Raw genomic sequence first — 19,095 nt, forward strand, 5'->3', positions numbered from 1 at the left:
TCATGGTTCTGCCACTGCTTCCCGACCGGTGGCTGCCTTCAGCCCCCAGGCCAGCGCCGCACCACAGACCGCCAGGATGCTGATGAACCACAGGCCTGCCAAGGAGTTCCCGGTGGTTTCCTCGAGGCTGCCCATCACGGTCGGTCCGATGAATCCGCCGACCAGACCGCAGGTGTTGATGAAGGCGACCCCGGACGCCGCCGCGGCGCCGGAGAGGCGGTCGGTCGGGAAGGTGAACAGGATCGACTGGATGACAAAGAGCATGAACGCGGAAAGGCAGAAGCCGACCAGCGCGATGAGGAAACTGGAGGTGGCGGCGATGACCAGACCACCGGCGATGAGGACCAGCCCGCCCGAGACCATGGACTTTTTCCTGGTGATGTTGGTCGCGAAACGCGGAAGCAGAATGGAACCGGCCGCGGCGGCGATCCACGGCAGGGCGGTGATCAGTCCCACCGTCAGCGAGGACATGTCGTCGTTGTAGCTCTTGATCATCGACGGCAGGAAGTACGACAGGGAGTACACGGCGATCTGGTGGGTGAAGTAGATGGCGACGATCAACCAGATCTGCTTGTCCTTCAGCACGGGACCGAGTGCGCGGAGATCACCGTGACTGCTCTGTTCGCCCTTGTCCTCCGCCTTGAGCGCCCGGGACAGGTCCTCCTTCTCTGCGTCGGTGAGGAAGGTCGCGTCCTTCGGACCGTTCGGGAGCTTGAACCACACCCAGAAGCACATGATGACGGCGGGGGCACCCTCGATGAGGAACATCCACTGCCATCCGTGAAGTCCTCCGAAGCCGTCCATCTGCAGCAACAGTCCACCGATAGGTGCACCGATGACGTTGGCCAGGGAGACACCGAGCAGGAAGATGCCGATGGCCTTGGCCCTGGTCTTCTTCGGGAACCAGAGGGAGATGTAGAAGATGATCCCGGGGTACAGACCGGCCTCAGCGGCGCCGAGGAGCATGCGGACGATGTAGAAGGACCAGTCGTTCCAGACGAAGGCCATGCACATCGACAGCAGGCCCCAGGTCAGCATGATGCGGGCGATCCAGAACCGCGCGCCGACCCGGTTGAGGATCAGGTTCGAGGGAACTTCGAGGAAGGCGTAGAAGACGAAAAAGAGCCCTGCGCCAAGCCCGTAGGCGGCGGCGGAGAGGCCGATGTCGGTCTCCAGTCCCTCCTTGGCCATGCCGATGTTGGTCCGGTCGATGAAGGAGATGATGTAGGCGATCACAAGGATCGGCATGAGGCGGCGGAAGATCTTGGTGATCGTCACCTCGGTGCGTGTGTCGGGGGCTGTGTCGTCGGCTGGACCTGTCCGGCCGGAGGACCCGGTGGGTTCGGTGGGAGACGGACTCGTGGTGCTCATGGTGTCACTCTCTGTTGCGTGTGGTGGGCTGCGCTCGGCGTGTGCAGGTCAGACGGCCCGGACGATGGCGGCGACGGCCTGACCGCCTCCGATGCACATGGTGACCAGGCCGAATTCGCTGCCGGTGCGGTGCAGGTTGAGCAGGGTGCGGAGGGTGAGGATAGCGCCGGTGGCGCCGATGGGGTGGCCGAGCGCGATGGCCCCGCCGAGCGGGTTGACCTTCGCAGGGTCAAGCCCGAGGTCCCGGGAGACGGCGACCGCCTGCGAGGCAAACGCCTCGTTGAGCTCGATCCAGTCGATGTCCGCCAGTGACAGACCTGTCTGGTCAAGGACCTTCTCCACGGCATGCCGCGGCGCGTAGCCCATGATCTCCGTGCGGATTCCGGCCTTCGCGAAACCGACGAGCTCACCGATCGGGCCGACGCCGTCCGCGTCCGCGGTGGCTCGGGTGGTCATGACGAGCGCGGCACCGGCGTCATTGATGCCGGACGCGTTGCCCGCGGTGACAGTGCCCTCCGGGTCGAAGGCGGGTCGGAGTCTCGCGAGCTTCTCGACGGTGGTTCCGGGCCGGGGGTGCTCGTCGGTGTCGACGGTGGTGGTCTCCCGGCGTTTCCGTACCTCCAGCGGTGCGATCTCATCGGCGAAGAGGGCTGCCTCCTGCGCATCGGCAGCACGTCGCTGGGATTCGGCGGCGAACTCGTCCTGCTCCTCCCTGGATACGTTGAACTCGCGGGCGACGGCCTCGGCGGTGTTACCCATCGGGTAGTTGCCGAAGGGATCGGTGACCAGGGACAGCGTCCCGTCGATGACGGTGCGGTTCGACAGACGCCAGCCGTCGCGCGCACCGTAGTCGAGGAATGGCTGGGTGGACATGTTCTCCGAGCCCCCGGCGACCACGTACCGTGACTGCCCCGTGGAGAGCTCAAGTGCTGCACTCTGGACTGCCTGCAGTCCGGACCCGCACAGGCGGTTGACGGTCATCGCTGTCGAATCGTCCCGGGCACCGGCGGCGAGTGAGATCCGGCGTCCGAGGAAGGCGTCTCCGCCGACCTGGCCGACACAGCCGTAGATGAACTCGTCGACAGACTCCGCCGGAAGACCCGCGCGTTCAAGCGCTGCCGTCGTGGCGTGGGCACCGAGTTCGTGGTTGGGGACGGAGGCGAGCGCTCCGCCGAAGCTGCCCACTGCGGTACGGGCACCGGCGAGGAATACCGGACGATCGGGCTGAGGGTCGTATTTTGACATGGTTGTCTCCTGGGATGTGGTGGGTGAAGTGTGAAAAGTCGGTGTCAGCGCGGTGTGACGACGAAGGGAATGCGGCCGAGGGCGTCCTGCGCCTCGGGGGTGTCGTCGCATTCACGGAGTTCCCAGCCCGCGTCGGTGAGGGCGAGCAGGTAGTACTCGGTGGCGATGTACACGTTCTGGCCCTTACGGAGTGCCTGGGTGCCGGAGAAGCTGATCTGGTCGACGGTGTCGGTGAACTTGGAGTGTCGGCCGGAGACCGAAACCAGGAAGCAGACGGTTCCTGCCCCGTCGACAATGTCCATGAACCCGCCGCAGCCGATCGCGTTTCCGCCGAGGAAGGAGACGTTGATGTCTCCCCGGGGGTCGATCTGGCCGGCGCCCATGAACGTGATGTCCACTCCCCCACCATTGTAGAAGTCCATCTGCTGGGGGTGTCCCACGATGGCGGCCGGATGCACGGAGCAGCCGAAGTCAACGACGCCGAGGGGAAGTCCTCCGTACGTGCCGGATTCGACGGTGAGGTGGACCTCGGGGAGCAGATCGGCCTCTGCGAGTGCTTTGCCGACGGTGTCCGCCGGGATACCGGTGCCGACGTTGATGACGTCGCCGGGGTTAACCAGTCGCACGCCGCGGCGTCCGACATCGAGCCGGTGCTCCGGGGTCTCCTGGACCTCGAACGCGTGCCGGAGGCGATCGGGGTCCATGTGGCCGGAGACGAGGTCACGGTCGACCTCCGGGTAGCTGTCAGACTGCCGGTGGAAGGTCGCCGGGTCGGTGCAGACGACGGCGTAGTCGACGAGCGGTGCCGGGACGGTCACGTCACGGGCGTCGATGTCTCCCGGCTCGACGACATCGCGCACCTGCGCGATCACCACGCCGCCGCCGTTGTGGACGGCCTGGGCGATGGCCAGTGCGTCAAGGCCGGACACCTCGTCACGGTGGGTGAGGTTGCCGTCGGTGTCGACCGCGGAACCACGGATGAGGGCGACGTCGAGGTCGAAGGACCGGTAGAAGATGTATTCGTCACCGGCGACCTCAACAACCTGGACGTACTCACCGTCGGTCACGTGCGTCCGGGCAGACTCATTGATGAGTCCTGCCCCGAGGCGTGGGTCGACGTAGGTGCCCAGTCCCACCGTCGAGAGCTGACCGGGACGTCCGGCGGCGATGGCCCGGAAGAGTGTGGAGAGCTGTCCCTGGGGCAGGCACACACCTTGCGCTCGGTCCTGTCCGAGCATCTCACCGACCGGTGGGTTGAGCCCCCAGTGAGATCCGACGACACGGCGGACCATGCCATCGTGGGCGATACGGGCCAGGCCTGCGACGCGGTTGGACTGGCCGGCAGCATGGACCCATGTGAGGTCGTTGGGTGTGTTCTTCTCGAGGAAACTTGTCTCCACTGCGGCGATGAGTTCATCGGCCACGCCCATCATGGTCATACCGTCGCTGACGACGGTGGAACCGTCCGGCACGAGCGCCGGGACCTGTTCAGGTGTGATGATCTTCATCAGAGCTTGTACCCTCCGCCGATGTTGATGACCTCGCCGGTGACGTACGCGGCGTCATCCGAAGCCAGGAATGCGACGAGATTGGCGACATCCTCCGGCTGGCCCGCGCGGCCGAGCGGAATCTTGTCCAGTTGCGCGTCGAAGAGATGCTGGGGCATGCCACGGGTCATCTCGGTGTCGATGAAACCCGGGCAGATGGCGTTGGCGGTGATGTTCTTGCGTGCCAGTTCCTTGGCGATGGAGCGGGTCAATGAGACCACGCCTCCCTTGGCGGCCGCGTAGTTCGTCTGCCCAATGTTCCCCATCCATGAGGCGGAGGCGACGTTGACGATGCGACCGTACCCGTTGCCACGCATGTGGGTACCGATCTCCCTGCACATGTAAAACTCCCCGGAAAGGTCGACGGCGAGAACAGCGTCCCATTCCTCGTCGGTCATCTTGTGGAGCATGGCGTCCCGGTTGATACCTGCGTTGTTGACGAGGATGTCGATGTGCCCGAGTTTGTCAACGAGATCACTGACACTGTCCCGTACAGCATCGGGGTCCGCGACGTTGAGTTCCACTGCGAAGGAATCGTTGCCGCAGGCGTCCGCGGTGGCGGTCGCCGCGGACAGGTTGACGTCGGCGACGACGACCTTGGCACCGCGCGAGGCGAGTTTACGGGCGATCCCCTCACCAATCCCGCGGGATGCCCCGGTGACGACGGCGTTCTTTCCGGCAAGTGGGGCGTACCCGTGAGCTTCAACTGATGCAGTCATTTGTCTTCTCCTTCAAGTGATTCGTGTTGTTCGTGGGTCCCGCAGGTCGTTCCGATGTGGAGCCGGTGTGAATGGATGGTCTGGACGTCTGCGGGACGCCGCCCGGACGCAAGTTCGACCAGCTTCTGGATGGCACTGACCGCCATGCGGTGGGTGGGCTGAACGATGGTCGTGAGATCGATGTAGGGGTTGCGGAGACCACGGGCACCGTCGAACCCAACGACGGCGATGTCGCCGGGAACGCTGACACCGGCATGGACGAGCCGGTTGATCAGCCCCGTCGCGATGGCATCGGCACCGCACACCACGACCTCGGGAAGCGTGTCCTGCGCCAGCAGATATTCCGCAGCGATGTCGCCACCGACGATGTTGAGCTCGGTGGACATCACACGGTTCTTCGGGATGGTGATCCGTGCGGCAGCGGCGGAGGCAAGGAACCCCTCGATCCTCCGGCTCGTGGCGTAGGACCGGAACCCACCTGTGGCGATGGCGATTTCCTGATAGCCATGGCCGAGGACGTGGTCCATGAGGTCGCGGCCGGCCTGGTAGTCGTCGATCCCGTCGAAGGGGATGTCCTCCATCTGGGGAATCCTGCGGGAGAGCAGGACTGCCGGGACATGTCCGTTGCGCAGTTCCCGGACCCTTTCTCCTTCATCGAGGTTGAGGGTGCTCAGTATGATCCCCTTCGCCCCCGCCTCCGTCAGTGCCGAGGCCGCTCGCGTCACCCGTTTCGGGTCGCCGTCGCTGTTCGCGATGAGCACTTCCATGTCGCGGTCACGGGCGGCGCGGACAGCTTCACGGGCGAGTTCCGCGTAGAAGGGGTTCTGGATGTCGCCGACGACCATGCCGACGGTGCCACCGGTCGTCAGTTCGTTGGCGGGGACCCGTACACCCCGCCTGGACGCTTCAGCGATGATCTTCTGTCGGAGCCCGTCAGACACACCGGGCTTGCCGTTGAGCGCGTAACTGACGGTCGCCCGAGACACACCAAAGTCGCGTGCGAGGGCTGCAGCGCTGTCGGTGTTACCGCCGTGTGGTCCGGCTGCCGCCGTGGACCGGGATTGCTGGATCACGAGAGACATCGTGTGCTCTACCTCACATTCGACTTTCGGTGTGGAACGGAATACTTCCACTCGTCGAACATGTTAAGCAATCGTTCAGCGATTCAGACCGTGACGTGAGCTTTCACGTCTGCGGACCGGAGGTCCGTTCACCAAACGTCACTCACCTTGTGACACATACGCCCGCCCCCACCGAACGCGGAGATGTCCTCCGCCCCCTCCACTGCCACTGGCTGGCAGGTGAATCCGGCGACCTGGCGACCATCGGACAACGTCACCTGACCCAACGCCATCGGAGCGGGGAGGCCCGCAAGGAAACGACCCAACCCCGCCGGAGAGATCAGCCACGCCTCCCCCGCGATCCGCGCGCCCGTCCTCCACCGGCCCGGTCAGCCCCGGTTTCGGCGGTACGGTGCCCAACGCGTACAGACGGTAGTCGGCCGTGGCTTCCACGTCACCGACGAAGGACGCCCCCAGTGCGCGCAACTCCCGGTTGAGCGGCTGGCCACGCAGGTGCGCGCCGAAGACGACCACCGGCACCGCCTCAGGGCCGGCATCTACACTGGCAGCACCAGCCAAACACCTCCACTTCCCCCGATGAGCAACTATGCTCAATTCCCCGCATCCACAGTTCGCACGATTCCAGACTCTACGCCCGCTCGACAGAACGGAGCAAACCTACCGTAAGCGATGGAATATTTTTTCAAGTATACTATTCGCCATATTTGGAGAAATACACCCCAAAGCAAGAGAAAATACCACCGCGGAAACAACCTGAAATAATGGGTCGCGGAGATAGTTATCAAACGTGTCGGAAACCCTGAACAAAGTGAATATCATGACTGCCGTGAGGAAAAATACTGAACCCAAGAGGGGGACCACTGCCAAGCGAACTCGTTCCACAAAGACTTCAGCGTCCCTTCTTCCTCGAAATCCATTACGAAGATTCCGGCGAAACATCACGCGTACGAAGTAAGCGAGAAGAGCTGACTGAACCAATACAAATGGGGGAACCAAGAAGTACATAATATCCATCATCCGTCGATAGTCAGTCCAAGGTGCAACAGCCACACAGCCCATTGTCGTCTCCATAGCAATCGTGAACGCTTGACCCAAACGTCGCGCTATGTACTCCAAAACGAATGGAAGCATTAGTACCAAACCTTTCAGGAAAATAGAAACTGACTTCGAGCATCATTGGTTCTTCCGATTTTAGAGTGCGTAGCAGATGTGAAGCCCACCGGTGGATGACTACCTAACTTGGCTCAATTTAGTGTACAGTCCCCGAACCCCGTCGCTGGATTCCGTTCACAAGTTCGGATAACTCCGGCGGCAACGGCACTGCCGCCACCGCCTCATGCCCACCCACATTGATCCGCATCTCCCGATAACCACGCAGCTGTTGCACCAATCTCTTCAACGACCACCCCGACACCGACTCCAACCACCGCCCCACAGCCATCGTCAACACCACCACCACCAGATGCGTATCAATCGAATCTTTACGCGTATGGAACACCGGACGAGCCAGCAGATCCGACCTGACTTGGCTCAAGATCTGTCCTCGCGACGACGCCGGCGCTGTGACCTGCGCAGGAGGGCGCAGAATGGCTGAAAAGCCGTACTAGCCCGAATTTTTCATGAGGTGGCGATGAACCCCGTTCAGCGGGCCCAGTACCGCTGACACGCGATTAATACTACCGTAGGCATGCCTGCTTACCGGTCTGGACTAGGACCGGCGTGAAGCTGGTTTCCACAGTGTTTTCTTCGATGGTGGGGCAAGGGACGACAGCGACCAGACAGCGAACCAGGATCAGCGGTGGAGGCTACACCGCGATGTTCAGCGACCGTATCCGCGCCAGTGCGGCGGCCAGCAGGTTCGCGTCTTTGTCAAGCCCCGGGTTTTGTAGAGGGCGTGAAGCCATACTTTAGTAGTGTGAAGTAGTTGGGTCAGGCGACCCGTCGGACTCGTCGTCGATCCGCGTGCCCGACCGGGGCATCAGCCCCATCGATCACCGGGGCCCTCGGGGCCCGACCGTTGGGGTGAACAGCCTCAAACTCCGTCGGCGTCATCTGCGACAGCGAGCCGTGCGGACGCACCGTGTTGAACCAGTGCACCCACTCAGCGGTGGCGATTTCGAGGTCGTCGATACCGGTCCAGGGGCCCTTGTTCCGGATCAGCTCGTCCTTGTACAGCGAGTTTGTCGCTTCTGCGAGGGCGTTGTCGAACGAGTCGCCCTTGGACCCGACAGACGCGACAGCCTTCTCGTCATCCAGGGCGTTGCCGTAGCGGATCGAGCGGTACTGCACTCCACGGTCACTGTGGTGGATAAGCCCGCAAAGATTCTCGACACCTTGACGTTTGCGCAGGTATATACCCATCTTCAAGGCATCCTCGGCCAACCCGGTGTACAACGAGGTCGAGCATTGCCACCCGACGATCATTCGGGAGAACACGTCGATGACAAAGGCGACGTACACCCACCCGGAAAACGTCCGCACGTAGGTGATGTCAGCGACCCACAACCTGTCGGGCCAGAAGCTGGCGAAGTGCCGGTCGACCAGGTCGGCGGGGCATTTCTCCCGGGGTGCTGAGTGGGTCGTGTTCGGCGCGTTGGTCCGTCGTAGTCCGCTGATGCCCTCGGCGCCCATGAGGCGTCCGACCGTGCAACGGGCGACATGTCCGCGCTGGTGCGGATCATGGCGGTTGAGCATCGTCTGCATCTTCCTGGCACCGAGAACAGCGTAGTTGGCCTTGTACACCTGGCGGATCTCGTGGGTGAGTTGTTCATCACGGATGTCCCCGGCGGAGCTGGGGCGATGCTGGCGGGCGTAGTACGTCGAGGCGGCGATGTTCACCCCGGCGGTGGGCAGGACCCGGCAGATCGGCTCGATACCGTAGTCAGCCTTATGGGAGTCGATGTAGTCGCAGATCAGTGGTACGGGTAGAGCGAGCATCCGCCGCGAAAAAAGCCGATGCAGACTTCAGGATCTCGTTGGCTCGGCGCAGCTCGCGGTTTTCCTTTTCGAGTTCGGTCAGTCGTGCGGCGGTGTCGGTGTCGACGCCGGGGCGGTCACCGTTGTCGATCTCGGTGGTGCGTACCCAGTTGCGCAGGGTTTCTTTGGAGATGGAGAGCTGTTCGGCGACGCGGCCGACCGCGCCGCGGGCGGTGGTGGTGGGGTCCTTCTTGGCATCGAGGACCATGTGGATGGCTCTCTTTCGCAGCTCGTCGGGGTATCGGCGGGGTGCTGGCATGGCAGGGGTTCCTTTCTGTTGCTTGCCACCCTCCATCATTCCCGGGACGACTCAGGTAGTGATGTCCCCGTTGGCCGTGGGCCGCTGGCTGGAATCCGCCACGGGGTGTTCGTTGAAGAGATTGGTGCAACAGCTGCGTGGGTACCGGGAGATGCGGATCAATGTGGGTGGGCACGAGGCGGTGGCGTCGGTACCGTTGCCACCGGAGTTATCCGAACTTGTGTACGAGATCAAGCGGCGGGCCGTTGGGAAACCGTACTAATTTGAGCCAAGTCAGGTTGCATTGGGGTTCTTCCAATCTAGACCACTACATCTTGAGGTCGCTGATCCACTCCGGGCAACTCCGCGACCGGATCAACGCACTGTGAATCGCGAAGAGCCCGTTTCATCCGCGCTGGCGATGGCGTTCATTGTCGCCACTAAAAGCCACTTATAAATACGATGCCCCGGATAATCCAGTACATGCGGATGGCGGCACATTTCACTGTCTATAACCGTGTGGTTCTTAGTATCTTTTGGTCCTCGACGTAAGGACTTCCACCACAAAATCCAAAGACTTCGAGGGGAACGGAACCGGCATAGTTCAATTGAGATAGCCAACCCATACCTAAGAATACAAGTCCACTAACGATGGTTCTGATCACTTTTGTCGACAGGATTCAAAAAAATGCGAGCGACAGTAAATTAAACCAGGAATGCATACCTACAGGCTGGGATCGGAATACCTGCCACGCGCGGAAAAAAGCTGAACGGACCCCAATGAAGCTGAACAAAACGAGAATAAAATCGATGCCATAAAGAAAATCGCCGCAATCGTATCGTAGACTTCAATCCACGACGAGAGGCCCCCACCAGTAAGACTGAAAAACATATCAAGAACAATTCGTACCAGTATTGCTACCGATCCAATTGATACTGATATAAGTACCCAAGCGAATGAAGCCGCCAGGTTAGAGTATGAAGAATGGAGTAGAAGAAGCTCCCTTTGGTGAGCTCCTTCATCCCAGTAAAGAGGCTCCCCGTTCGATCCTCCATGATGACCCCGGAAGGCCCTAAATCTAGCTTTTGATGCCGAGTCCAGTCCGCCAAGAGCATAGATCGTAGGTATGGCAACTACCGCGAGAACTGTAGCTATAATGGAAACAAGTGCGGGGATCGACGCCGAGATGTCGATAGCGCCAACTCCGTAACGATCCGATCCGAATATCAATGATAAAATTAGCCCCAGAGTAAAAGTCGCGGGAAGCCCGTAACACCATCCGCGTTCAAACACTCCACACACATGATCGTTTGGCTTCTCCCCGTCTTCATTCCATACCAAACCGAGGTACTTTATTATCCCCCGCCAACGCGCACCGCTAAAATATCCGGTTTCATCGTAGCGGAAATCGTATTGCGACCTGAACTGCGAAATGAAAACATACTTTAAATTCACGCTTTACCCTTGGTAGAACTATACATAATTCAATAAATCAAAGGCCTGATCATTAAACTCGGATCGAACAGGGCGACGATCCTCCCATATGTAGTCCAATATCCCTTCTATAGCATCAATATCGATACCGAAGTTCGACTTACCGTCCTTCTTTTTGAGGATTACTTTCCTACGATGTTGGGCCGTTTTTGAAGAATTTGGTATAGCTACCTGAAACATCGAGTCGAGCCTCTGCGCGAGATTTTCGGTAGAGTTTTGCCTTCTCGCTACGAGGTTCGCAATCTCCTTCATTACGGGAGCCTTCTGAGAAGAGGCGATCCCCGTAGATATCACATCTCGATATTCCTTGCCCCTTTGTTTGGCCCCAGTTTTTGGCACCATTAATTCATACTCCTGCGGTTCATAATCATTCAGCCTTGCCGCAATAAAATCTAAACTCGATACGCGGTCGAGATTAATTTTTACCTTTGAATTGGTCCGCCGTTCGATTTCCGATTTCAGATAGTGCTTCAAAGCAGTCACCGGCGCCGTATTCGAGGCAGACTCAATAGCAAGAAAAAATTCATTTGCTCGCTGAGTATAGATAATAGCGCCCATCTGCGGCCTCATTTGATAAGAATCTCTTTGAGAACTAGACGATGTTGCACCTCCACTTTTTAGGTGCGCCGATCTGCTAAAATTATTATTCTTACCTTGCTCGATTTCGAAATCTATGTAGACGGCAGACGAATTTCTTCCGCTACTCGGAAGACTTGATTTCGGCACAGCGTTCGGCCCCATAGTACCTAGCGGAATAGAAGGAATACCGCCCGCTTTCAGCAGATACTCAGCGACTTTTTGGGCCCCAGGATAAGGGGAAACCAACGGGCCAATTGGTGTATCTACCCCCTTAGATAAGATATCGATCATTAGCCTGGGCACGTCAACAGATTTTCCACCCACAACTTTGACATATTGGGAGGCCCCCCAAAATTTTCCACCCACGGTTGTGTCTTCAATCTGCATGGACCATGTTGATTGTTTGTAGATCATCCTGCTATCCCTCGTCAGTACTCAGCGCAGCAACAAACGCCTCCTGCGGGACGGACACCGACCCGATGGACTTCATGCGCTTCTTGCCCTCCTTCTGCTTCTCCAGCAGCTTCTTCTTGCGAGAGATGTCGCCGCCATAACATTTGCTCAGGACGTCCTTACGCAAAGCGCGAATATTCGTCCGAGAAATCACCTTCGCGCCGATCGCCGCCTGCACCGGCACCTCGAACTGCTGACGGGGAATCAGCTCCTTGAGCTTCTTCGTCATCTTGTTGCCGTAATGCAGTGCATGGTCGCGGTGCACAATGGCACTGAACGCATCGACTGGCTCCCCCTGCAGCAGGATGTCCACCTTCACGAGGTCTGCCTCCTGCTCGCCGTTCTCCTCGTAATTCAACGATGCATAGCCCTTCGTCCGGGACTTCAGCATGTCGAAGAAGTCGAAGACGATCTCACCCAACGGCATCCGGTAGCGCAGCTCCACCCGGTCCGTCGACAAGAAGTCCATGTTCTTCATCTGCCCACGCTTCGACTGGCACAGCTCCATCGTCCCGCCGAGGAACTCCTCCGGCACGATCACCGTAAGATCGACCATCGGCTCGTAGATCTCCCGCAGTTTGCCCTCCGGCCAGTCCGACGGGTTCTGGACATGCATCTCCGTTCCGTCCTCCCCCACCACGCGGTACACCACCGACGGTGCGGTGGAGATCAGGTCCAGGTCGAACTCGCGCTCCAAACGGTCACGCGTGATCTCCATATGTAGCAGCCCCAGGAAACCACAACGGAAGCCGAAGCCCAGCGCGGTGGAGGTCTCCGGCTCGAACGTCAGCGACGCATCGTTCAGCTGCAGCTTCTCGATCGCCTCACGCAACTCCGGGTACTGGTTCGCCGAGATCGGGAACAGCCCCGAGTACACCATCGGCGTGGGCTCGCGATAGCCGGTCAGCGGCTCCGTCGCGCCGTTCACGGCCCAGGTGACCGTGTCACCCACCTTCGACTGGCGGACGTCCTTCGCGCCGGTGATGATGTAGCCCACCTCGCCGACACCAAGGCCCTTGGACTTCTCCGGCTGCGGGGAGATGATGCCGACCTCCTGCGCCTCGTGAGTGGCGCCAGTGGACATCATCTGGATCTTCTGGCGCGGCTCCAGCGTGCCGTCCATCATGCGGATGTAGGTGACCACGCCGCGGAAGATGTCGTAGACGGAGTCGAAGATCAACGCGCGGGCCGGGGCGTCCTGATCGCCCTGCGGGGCGGGGACGAGCTCGCAGACCTTGTCGATCATGTCCGGGATGCCCTCGCCGGTCTTCGCCGAGATGCGCATCACCTCCTCCGGCTCGCAACCGATGATGTTCGCGATCTCCAGGGCGTACTTGTCCGGGTCCGCGGCCGGCAGGTCGATCTTGTTGAGGACCGGGATGATCTCCAGGTCCTTCTCCATCGCCAGGTACAGGTTCGCCAGCGTCTGCGCCTCGATTCCCTGGGCGGCGTCCACCAGCAGGATCGCACCCTCACACGCCTCCAGTGCGCGGGAGACCTCGTAGGTGAAGTCCACGTGCCCGGGGGTGTCGATGAGGTGCAGCACCAGCTCCTCGTCCTTGTGGGCGCAGGTCTTCGGCACCCACGGCAGACGCACGTTCTGCGCCTTGATGGTGATGCCGCGCTCGCGCTCGATGTCCATGTTGTCGAGGTACTGGTCGCGCATGTCGCGCTCCTCGATGACCCCGGACATCTGCAGGATGCGGTCCGCCAGCGTGGACTTGCCGTGGTCGATGTGCGCGATGATGCAGAAGTTCCGGATCCGCGAGGGGTCAGTGAACGTCTCGCGGGCGTAGTTCTTCTGCTTGGGGGCCATGGGTGTCGTCCTCCTGGTGGTGCATGGTCCCGCCACGGATCGCCGCGGCAGGAAGATATCAGGCCGAGTCTACCGTGCCGTGGTATGTGCGTTGGTGTCGTATCGGTGTCTTCCTGTAGGGGCCACCACTCATCCGACTCATCCCGCTACCCAATGAGCGCACGGTAAGAGCCCATCGCGTCACCGCCGTCGGACGGCCAGCACCCCGCCAATAAGGGTGAACGCCACACCGCTCGTCCCTGCCAGTGCGGACACCCCGAAGGACAACGTCGAGGTCATCAACGCCGAGCGAACCGTCGACCCCTGGAGCGCAAGATCGCGGTTGGAGTCATCCATGTCGAGCTGCGCGTAGGTCTTGCCGTCGGTGGCCTCGAGAACGTGCCTCTTCACGGTTTCAGCCTGCGAGTACGCGCTCAGCGGACCGTCCACCCGGTCGCCGGCGAAGCGGTCAGCGTCGTCAGACACCGTGATGTTCTCGTCGATGAGCTCGGCACGAACGGTGAACCAACCGAAGATGCCACCTATGAGGAACACGATCCCGATGACGGCGACGAGGAGTCCGGCGATGCGGGGGACGACAGGAGATTTCGGGGTGCTCGGAGTGGTCATGACGGCCTTCCGGTGAGGGGCGCAGGTAGTTGACGTGACCATCAATACACGGGCAAGGCCATCCTGTCTATAGTTCTATACACAATCCTGCCGCGGACCCCTCTCCATTCCGATGCGCAGACGAGAATCGACCGCCGCGGCGACAACCCGACAACACTCCAGGACGTACCCCTGGGGGTAAAAGGCCACCACGACCCGAGGTCACACCCTATTCTCTACTCATGACATTCAGGAAACTAACTTGTTTCGCCGTCGTCATCGGCGGCGCCGTAGCCCTCACCGCCTGCGGAGGAGAGACTGAAGCGGAGGTCGCGGCCCCCTCGACAATCACCCTCACCGTCACCACCACGGTCGACCACACCACGACAGTCACGGAGACCCCGGAAGACGAGCCAGAACCAACCCAGGCATCGAGGGAGATTCCGGAACCGGCTCCAACGAACACCAGAGCATCAGGATCGTCGTCGACAACGTTCGGGGCGGGGACGCAGCTGGTGGGCAGCGACGTCCAGCCAGGGACCTACCGGAACACGGCAACAGACGGCTGTTACTGGGAGCGACTGTCCGGCACCAGCGGCGACTTCGAGGACATCATCACCAACGGATTCTCCGAGGGACAGAGCTATGTGACCATCGCGCCGACCGACATCGCCTTCAACTCATCGTTCTGCGGGACCTGGGAGCTCGTGGAGTAATCCGACCCCCGCGCTACAGTGGTCACCATGAATTCCGTACGGAATCCCCTGCGCCGGATGCTCGAGCGCTACTTCCACCACCGCGGCAATATGGACGACGGCCTGGCCGAACTCCACGCCAATCTCGGTCTCGACCAGTCCTCCCACACCGAGACCGCCGTCCGCGCCGTCACCGTCACCACCCCCACCGAAGACCACGCCCGACCGGTCATCTACGCCCCCGACATGGACGGGCAGGCCGACCCCGGTGAGGTCGTCTGGTACCACGTCCTACCCAACCGCGAGTCCACCCCCGAACTGCGCGCCTGCGTGGTCGTCGGGCGTAACCGCCACACCCTGCTCGGCATGCTCATCAGCTCCAACCCGGAGCACGCCGAGGACGACAATTGGGTCGCCATCGGTGCTGGCCTGTGGGACCCGCGCGGCAACGAGTGCTGGGCCCGCGCCGACCGCATCATCGAGATCCCCGAGGCCTCCATCCAACGCCGCGGCGTGTCCATGCCGGAACGTCGTTACGACCGCCTCGCCAACGCCCTGCGCCGCAACTACGGCTGGTCCTGACCCCACGCCCCTCCAGCTACCACCAGAGACAGAATGACTGACCAACCCACACTGTTCGACCTGCACGCCCCCGCCTCCGACCTACCCGACGGCGCCCACCACCGCTCCGCCTGGCTCGACAGCGCCCAACAACGCTGGATCCTCGCCCAGTACGCCGCCTGGGCCAAAGGCCCCGTCCCGCCACACTCCCCGGTGATCCACGGGCACCCGATGAGCGTCTCCATGCTCTGCCTCGGGTGGCACTGGGCGCCCGGCCGCTACACCCGGCGCGCCGTCGACGTTAACAACGCCCCCGTCCTGCCCGTTCCGGATTGGCTGGTAGAGCTGGGGCGTCGCGCGGTGGCGGAGACCACCGGCGACGCTGCCCTTGCCGCGTCCTACACCCCGGACGTCGCCCTGGTGAACCACTACCTTGACGCGGCGAAGATGGGCATGCACCGCGACGCCGACGAACGCTCCAATGCCCCGGTGGTCTCCCTGTCCATCGGTGACACCTGCCGGTTCCGCTTCGGCAACGCCGAAACCCGCAACCGCCCCTACACCGACCTGTGGTTGGCCTCCGGCGACCTGTTCGTCTTCGGCGGGCCCGCCCGGCAGAACTACCACGGCGTGACGAAGGTGTACCCCAACACCGCCCCCTACGAGCTGGAGATCCACGGCCGGTTGAACATCACGCTGCGTCAGACGGGGATGAAGGGATGAGCGCCCTGGTGACCGGACCGGACGGGTTGGCGCGTCCTGCGTGGGCGGAGTCGTCCGGACTGCTGCGCGGGTACTACGACACCGAGTGGGGCGTACCGGTCACCGACGAGCGTGGGATGTTCGAACGCATCAGCCTGGAGGCGTTCCAGTCCGGGTTGAGCTGGGCGACGATCCTGCGCAAACGTCCCGCCTTCCGCGCCGCCTTCCGCGGGTTCGACCCGGACGTGGTCGCCGACTTCGGTGAGGCGGAGTACGACACACTGATGCAGGACGCTGGCATCGTGCGCAACGCCCGCAAGATCCGGGCGACGATCACCAATGCGCAGGCCACCGTCGCGCTGCGGGGACGTTACGGCTCGGGCACCGGGTTGGCCGAGTTCGTGTGGTCCTTTCGTCCGGAGCGCACGCCGCTCCCTGAGCGCATCGAGGACGTCCCGACCACCTCACCGGAGTCTGTCGCACTGTCGAAAGCGCTGAAGAAGGAAGGGTTCGTCTTCGTCGGCCCGACAACGATGTTCGCCCTCATGGAGGCCGCCGGTCTGGTCGACACGCACCTGACCGGCTCGCACCGGCGCGGATGCTCCGGACTGTGGGACGCCGAGGGCGAAAGTGCCGGAGATCCCTGGTAGACACGTGTAATATCGTCTGCAAAACAGGAAGGCAGGCGAACACACGATGACGAAAAGCATGACCCCCTTCGAGGCCCTCGAGATCGAGATGTGGAGCCTCCGCAACGCCCGGGAACGCAACGCCACCGTCCCCGTCCTGCTGGACTTCGCCGCGCGACAACGCGACCTGCCGTTGACCGACGCCGTCGAGGCGACGATGCAGATCTTCCGCCGGTACCGCGCCCGCTACCGCCACAACGCCCCCACCACCGCACGCACCGCCCGCCTCGTCCCGGAGATCGAGGCCTACTCCAACGGTTACCGCGCCGCCGACGGTGCCGCGCGGGTCTCACTGTCGGAGACCTACGTACTCGACATCGACCTCATCGCTGATATCGAGGACTCCGGCTACCGGCAGAACGAGACTCCGATGCTCGCCACCGAGGACGTCTGGCCCACCCTCGTCAACCGTCTGCACAGCATCGGCATGGTCGTGGAGATGCAGGACGACCCGGCACAGGTCGAACGTACCGGCCCCTTCACCCTCAACGTGCACACCGCGCTGCCGGGCACCGTCCCGCCGGTGGACGTGGACACGTCCTCGGCGTGGTACGTGCTGCGCATCGCCCCGGAGCTCGGCGGCCCAGGCGCGGCCGACGCCCTCGCTGTCATCGCGGAGGTGTTGGGCCATATCTTCCTGGCGCACGCGCCGCAGGTCTGGTCGGATCCGCGCACATGGTCGGACAGTGCGATGCCGTGGCCGCCGGACGTGCCCACCACGAGTCACTGGTGGCTGCCGTCGCGTCTGGTGGACCCGGACCTGCTGACCAGCCGCCACTTCACCGAGGTACAGGCACAAGAGGCAATGACGGCGGGCATGGTGGCGTTCGCACGGGCCGGCCTAATCCCCCACCTGCCGGATTCGGGTTCCCTGGGCGCCGTAGATCGGTTGCCGAAGGAGTTCCGGTGGCGCGCGGTGATGAACGCCGCCGCGGAAATCGAGGCGATGCTCACCGGCGCCATGCCGCAGCGCATGGTGTACCCGCCGGCGGATGACCGGCGGACCCGTGACCTGAACGAGCCGTGACGAGCTCCTGACGCAGACAGATTTCTGCCCTCCCCGCTGAACTGGTAATGTTCGTCAGGTTGACCCGCGACCACTCGCGGCGTGTGCACCGCAACCGGCAGGACCTTGGGCCGGTTGTCAGAGACCGTGCGCACGGCTCACCCGGGTGGAAGTGGCGAACGATCACCGATTCACCGTTCAGAAAGAGGTAAGCCCCATGGCTAACATCAAGCAGCAGAAGAAGCGCGTCCTCACCAACGAGGCCGCCCGCAAGCGCAACCAGGCTGTCCGCTCCCGCCTGCGCACCGAGACCCGCAAGTTCGAGGCTGCCGTCGCCGCCGGCGACAAGGATGCCGCTACCGCACAGCTGCGCATCACCAACCGCCTGTACGACAAGGCTGCCACCAAGGGTGTCATCCACAAGAACAACGCGGCCAACAAGAAGTCCGGCCTGGCTGCTCAGCTGAACAAGCTCGAGGGCTAATCACCTCGTCCCTCAGTGCCCTGCTGACGCACCCGACCCCACCTCCGGTTTGCACCGGGCGGTGGGGTTTTCTGTCTGGGATTTGTGTTCGCGTAACATATGGGGGTGACCGTCGCCCACGTGCACCGCATGCCGCTGAGACGCCTGGCCACCGTCGGAACCGTCAGTGCGTTGGTCGGGGGAACGCTGAGTGCCTGCGGGAGCGACACCACCGGCAGCGACAACTCCCCCGGTGAGCGAGGGCAACGCCGACCCGGTGCAGAACTGGGCCGAGCTGTCCCTGCCCGAGGGCGACCATGATGAGGATACCCTGCCCCTGGTCGTCCTGCTGCGCGGCGGGGCGTTGAATGAGCGGGCCAACGGTGCCGATGACGTCCGCGACATCGCCCGCAGCCTCACCGCACGCGGCATGGCCGTCTACAACGTGGAGTACCGCGACCGTGACAGCGAAAATGGCGGCTGGCCGGAGACCTACACCGATGCCGCCGATGGCCTCGACCACATCCCCGAGGTGGATGAACAGGGCCCGGAGATCATCACCGAGGGTGCCACCGTGGTGGGCCACAGCTCCGGTGCACAACTCGCCACGTGGGCGGCGACCCGCGACAACCTTGACCCGGACGAGGTCGGCGCCGACCCGACGTTCACCCCATCCCGCGTGGTATCGCTGGCCGGGCCACCCGACCTCGAGTGGGACGTGAGGAATGGCGCCGACAACACCTACGAGGTGCTGGGCGGCACCGCCGAGCTGGTGCTTCTCGACGGCGGCGATCATGTGTCGTTCCTCAGGAAGGGAACCCCTGATTTCGAGCGCCTCATCGACATCGTTGTCGACGCGGCCGGGTAGTC

18 protein-coding genes and 3 pseudogenes are annotated in these 19,095 nt (G+C 62.2%); 8 read left to right on the top strand and 13 right to left on the bottom strand.

Features of this window, described 5'->3' with window-relative positions:
- The 10 genes and pseudogenes from CGLY_RS11280 to CGLY_RS11310 all read right to left on the bottom strand — a co-directional run bounded on the left by CGLY_RS11280 (position 1) and on the right by CGLY_RS11310 (position 9,199).
- Positions 1-1,371 carry an MFS transporter gene (locus CGLY_RS11280; RefSeq protein ID WP_081803893.1) on the bottom strand — a complete coding sequence of 457 codons (1,371 nt, stop codon included), beginning with the start codon at positions 1,369-1,371 and terminating at the stop codon, positions 1-3.
- Between the two features lie 48 nt (positions 1,372-1,419).
- Positions 1,420-2,616, bottom strand: coding sequence for a thiolase family protein (locus CGLY_RS11285; RefSeq protein WP_038549472.1), 1,197 nt, complete (start codon positions 2,614-2,616; stop codon positions 1,420-1,422).
- A gap of 44 nt (positions 2,617-2,660) precedes the next feature.
- Entirely contained in the window at positions 2,661-4,124 is a 1,464-nt protein-coding gene (locus CGLY_RS11290; protein WP_052540087.1) for a CoA-transferase, read from the bottom strand.
- The gene (fabG, locus tag CGLY_RS11295; RefSeq protein ID WP_052540090.1) at positions 4,124-4,882 is read right to left on the bottom strand and encodes a 3-oxoacyl-ACP reductase FabG; all 759 of its coding nucleotides are present in this window, start codon (positions 4,880-4,882) and stop codon (positions 4,124-4,126) included. Before fabG ends, CGLY_RS11290 begins: the two co-directional genes overlap by 1 nt.
- A complete protein-coding gene (locus tag CGLY_RS11300) occupies positions 4,879-5,955 on the bottom strand; it encodes a LacI family DNA-binding transcriptional regulator (protein WP_158407390.1) in 1,077 nt (358 codons plus the stop codon). The genes fabG and CGLY_RS11300 overlap by 4 nt, the downstream gene beginning before the upstream one ends.
- Positions 5,956-6,092: 137 nt before the next feature.
- A complete protein-coding gene (locus tag CGLY_RS18095) occupies positions 6,093-6,269 on the bottom strand; it encodes an allophanate hydrolase-related protein (RefSeq protein WP_407080794.1) in 177 nt (58 codons plus the stop codon).
- A gap of 100 nt (positions 6,270-6,369) precedes the next feature.
- A pseudogene (locus tag CGLY_RS18100) lies at positions 6,370-6,483 on the bottom strand (allophanate hydrolase-related protein); the annotation flags it as partial.
- Positions 6,484-7,213: 730 nt separating this feature from the next.
- Positions 7,214-7,486, bottom strand: a pseudogene (locus CGLY_RS18160) (IS1634 family transposase); the annotation flags it as partial.
- A gap of 407 nt (positions 7,487-7,893) precedes the next feature.
- The gene (locus CGLY_RS11305) at positions 7,894-8,901 is read right to left on the bottom strand and encodes an IS3 family transposase (RefSeq protein WP_052540095.1); all 1,008 of its coding nucleotides are present in this window, start codon (positions 8,899-8,901) and stop codon (positions 7,894-7,896) included.
- Positions 8,852-9,199, bottom strand: coding sequence for a transposase (locus CGLY_RS11310; RefSeq protein ID WP_038549474.1), 348 nt, complete (start codon positions 9,197-9,199; stop codon positions 8,852-8,854). Before CGLY_RS11310 ends, CGLY_RS11305 begins: the two co-directional genes overlap by 50 nt.
- A 55-nt stretch (positions 9,200-9,254) precedes the next feature.
- On the opposite strand from CGLY_RS11310, the pseudogene CGLY_RS18165 reads away from it, so the two are divergent.
- Positions 9,255-9,461: pseudogene (locus CGLY_RS18165) on the top strand (IS1634 family transposase); the annotation flags it as partial.
- A gap of 1,191 nt (positions 9,462-10,652) precedes the next feature.
- Here CGLY_RS18165 and CGLY_RS17405 read toward each other — a convergent pair.
- The 3 genes from CGLY_RS17405 to CGLY_RS11335 form a co-directional block, all read right to left on the bottom strand.
- Complete coding sequence (locus CGLY_RS17405) at positions 10,653-11,666, bottom strand: hypothetical protein (RefSeq protein WP_144313676.1); 1,014 nt, start codon at positions 11,664-11,666, stop codon at positions 10,653-10,655.
- A 4-nt stretch (positions 11,667-11,670) separates the two neighbouring features.
- Positions 11,671-13,521: a translation elongation factor 4 gene (gene lepA / locus CGLY_RS11330; RefSeq protein ID WP_038549481.1), complete on the bottom strand. Its 1,851-nt coding sequence runs from the start codon at positions 13,519-13,521 to the stop codon at positions 11,671-11,673.
- Between the two features lie 180 nt (positions 13,522-13,701).
- Complete coding sequence (locus tag CGLY_RS11335; protein WP_038549483.1) at positions 13,702-14,130, bottom strand: hypothetical protein; 429 nt, start codon at positions 14,128-14,130, stop codon at positions 13,702-13,704.
- 221 nt (positions 14,131-14,351) lie between these two features.
- Between CGLY_RS11335 and CGLY_RS16800 the strand changes: the two genes are divergently transcribed.
- From CGLY_RS16800 to CGLY_RS11370, 7 genes are all read left to right on the top strand, one after another.
- Entirely contained in the window at positions 14,352-14,825 is a 474-nt protein-coding gene (locus CGLY_RS16800) for a hypothetical protein (protein WP_052540098.1), read from the top strand.
- A 27-nt stretch (positions 14,826-14,852) separates the two neighbouring features.
- Positions 14,853-15,386, top strand: coding sequence for a type II toxin-antitoxin system PemK/MazF family toxin (locus CGLY_RS11345; protein ID WP_052540893.1), 534 nt, complete (start codon positions 14,853-14,855; stop codon positions 15,384-15,386).
- A gap of 33 nt (positions 15,387-15,419) precedes the next feature.
- Positions 15,420-16,088, top strand: a complete 669-nt coding sequence (locus tag CGLY_RS11350; protein WP_038549488.1) for an alpha-ketoglutarate-dependent dioxygenase AlkB family protein — start codon at positions 15,420-15,422, stop codon at positions 16,086-16,088.
- Positions 16,085-16,717, top strand: a complete 633-nt coding sequence (locus CGLY_RS11355) for a DNA-3-methyladenine glycosylase I (protein WP_038549489.1) — start codon at positions 16,085-16,087, stop codon at positions 16,715-16,717. The genes CGLY_RS11350 and CGLY_RS11355 overlap by 4 nt, the downstream gene beginning before the upstream one ends.
- A 46-nt stretch (positions 16,718-16,763) precedes the next feature.
- Positions 16,764-17,783, top strand: coding sequence for a hypothetical protein (locus CGLY_RS11360; protein WP_038549491.1), 1,020 nt, complete (start codon positions 16,764-16,766; stop codon positions 17,781-17,783).
- A gap of 196 nt (positions 17,784-17,979) precedes the next feature.
- On the top strand, positions 17,980-18,246 hold the full coding sequence (gene rpsT, locus CGLY_RS11365; RefSeq protein ID WP_038549493.1) for a 30S ribosomal protein S20: 267 nt from the start codon (positions 17,980-17,982) through the stop codon (positions 18,244-18,246).
- Between the two features lie 232 nt (positions 18,247-18,478).
- Positions 18,479-19,093: an alpha/beta hydrolase gene (locus tag CGLY_RS11370; protein WP_038549496.1), complete on the top strand. Its 615-nt coding sequence runs from the start codon at positions 18,479-18,481 to the stop codon at positions 19,091-19,093.
- Positions 19,094-19,095: the final 2 nt, after the last annotated feature.

Origin of the sequence: Corynebacterium glyciniphilum AJ 3170 (assembly GCF_000626675.1) — a bacterium.
Taxonomy (GTDB): domain Bacteria; phylum Actinomycetota; class Actinomycetes; order Mycobacteriales; family Mycobacteriaceae; genus Corynebacterium; species Corynebacterium glyciniphilum.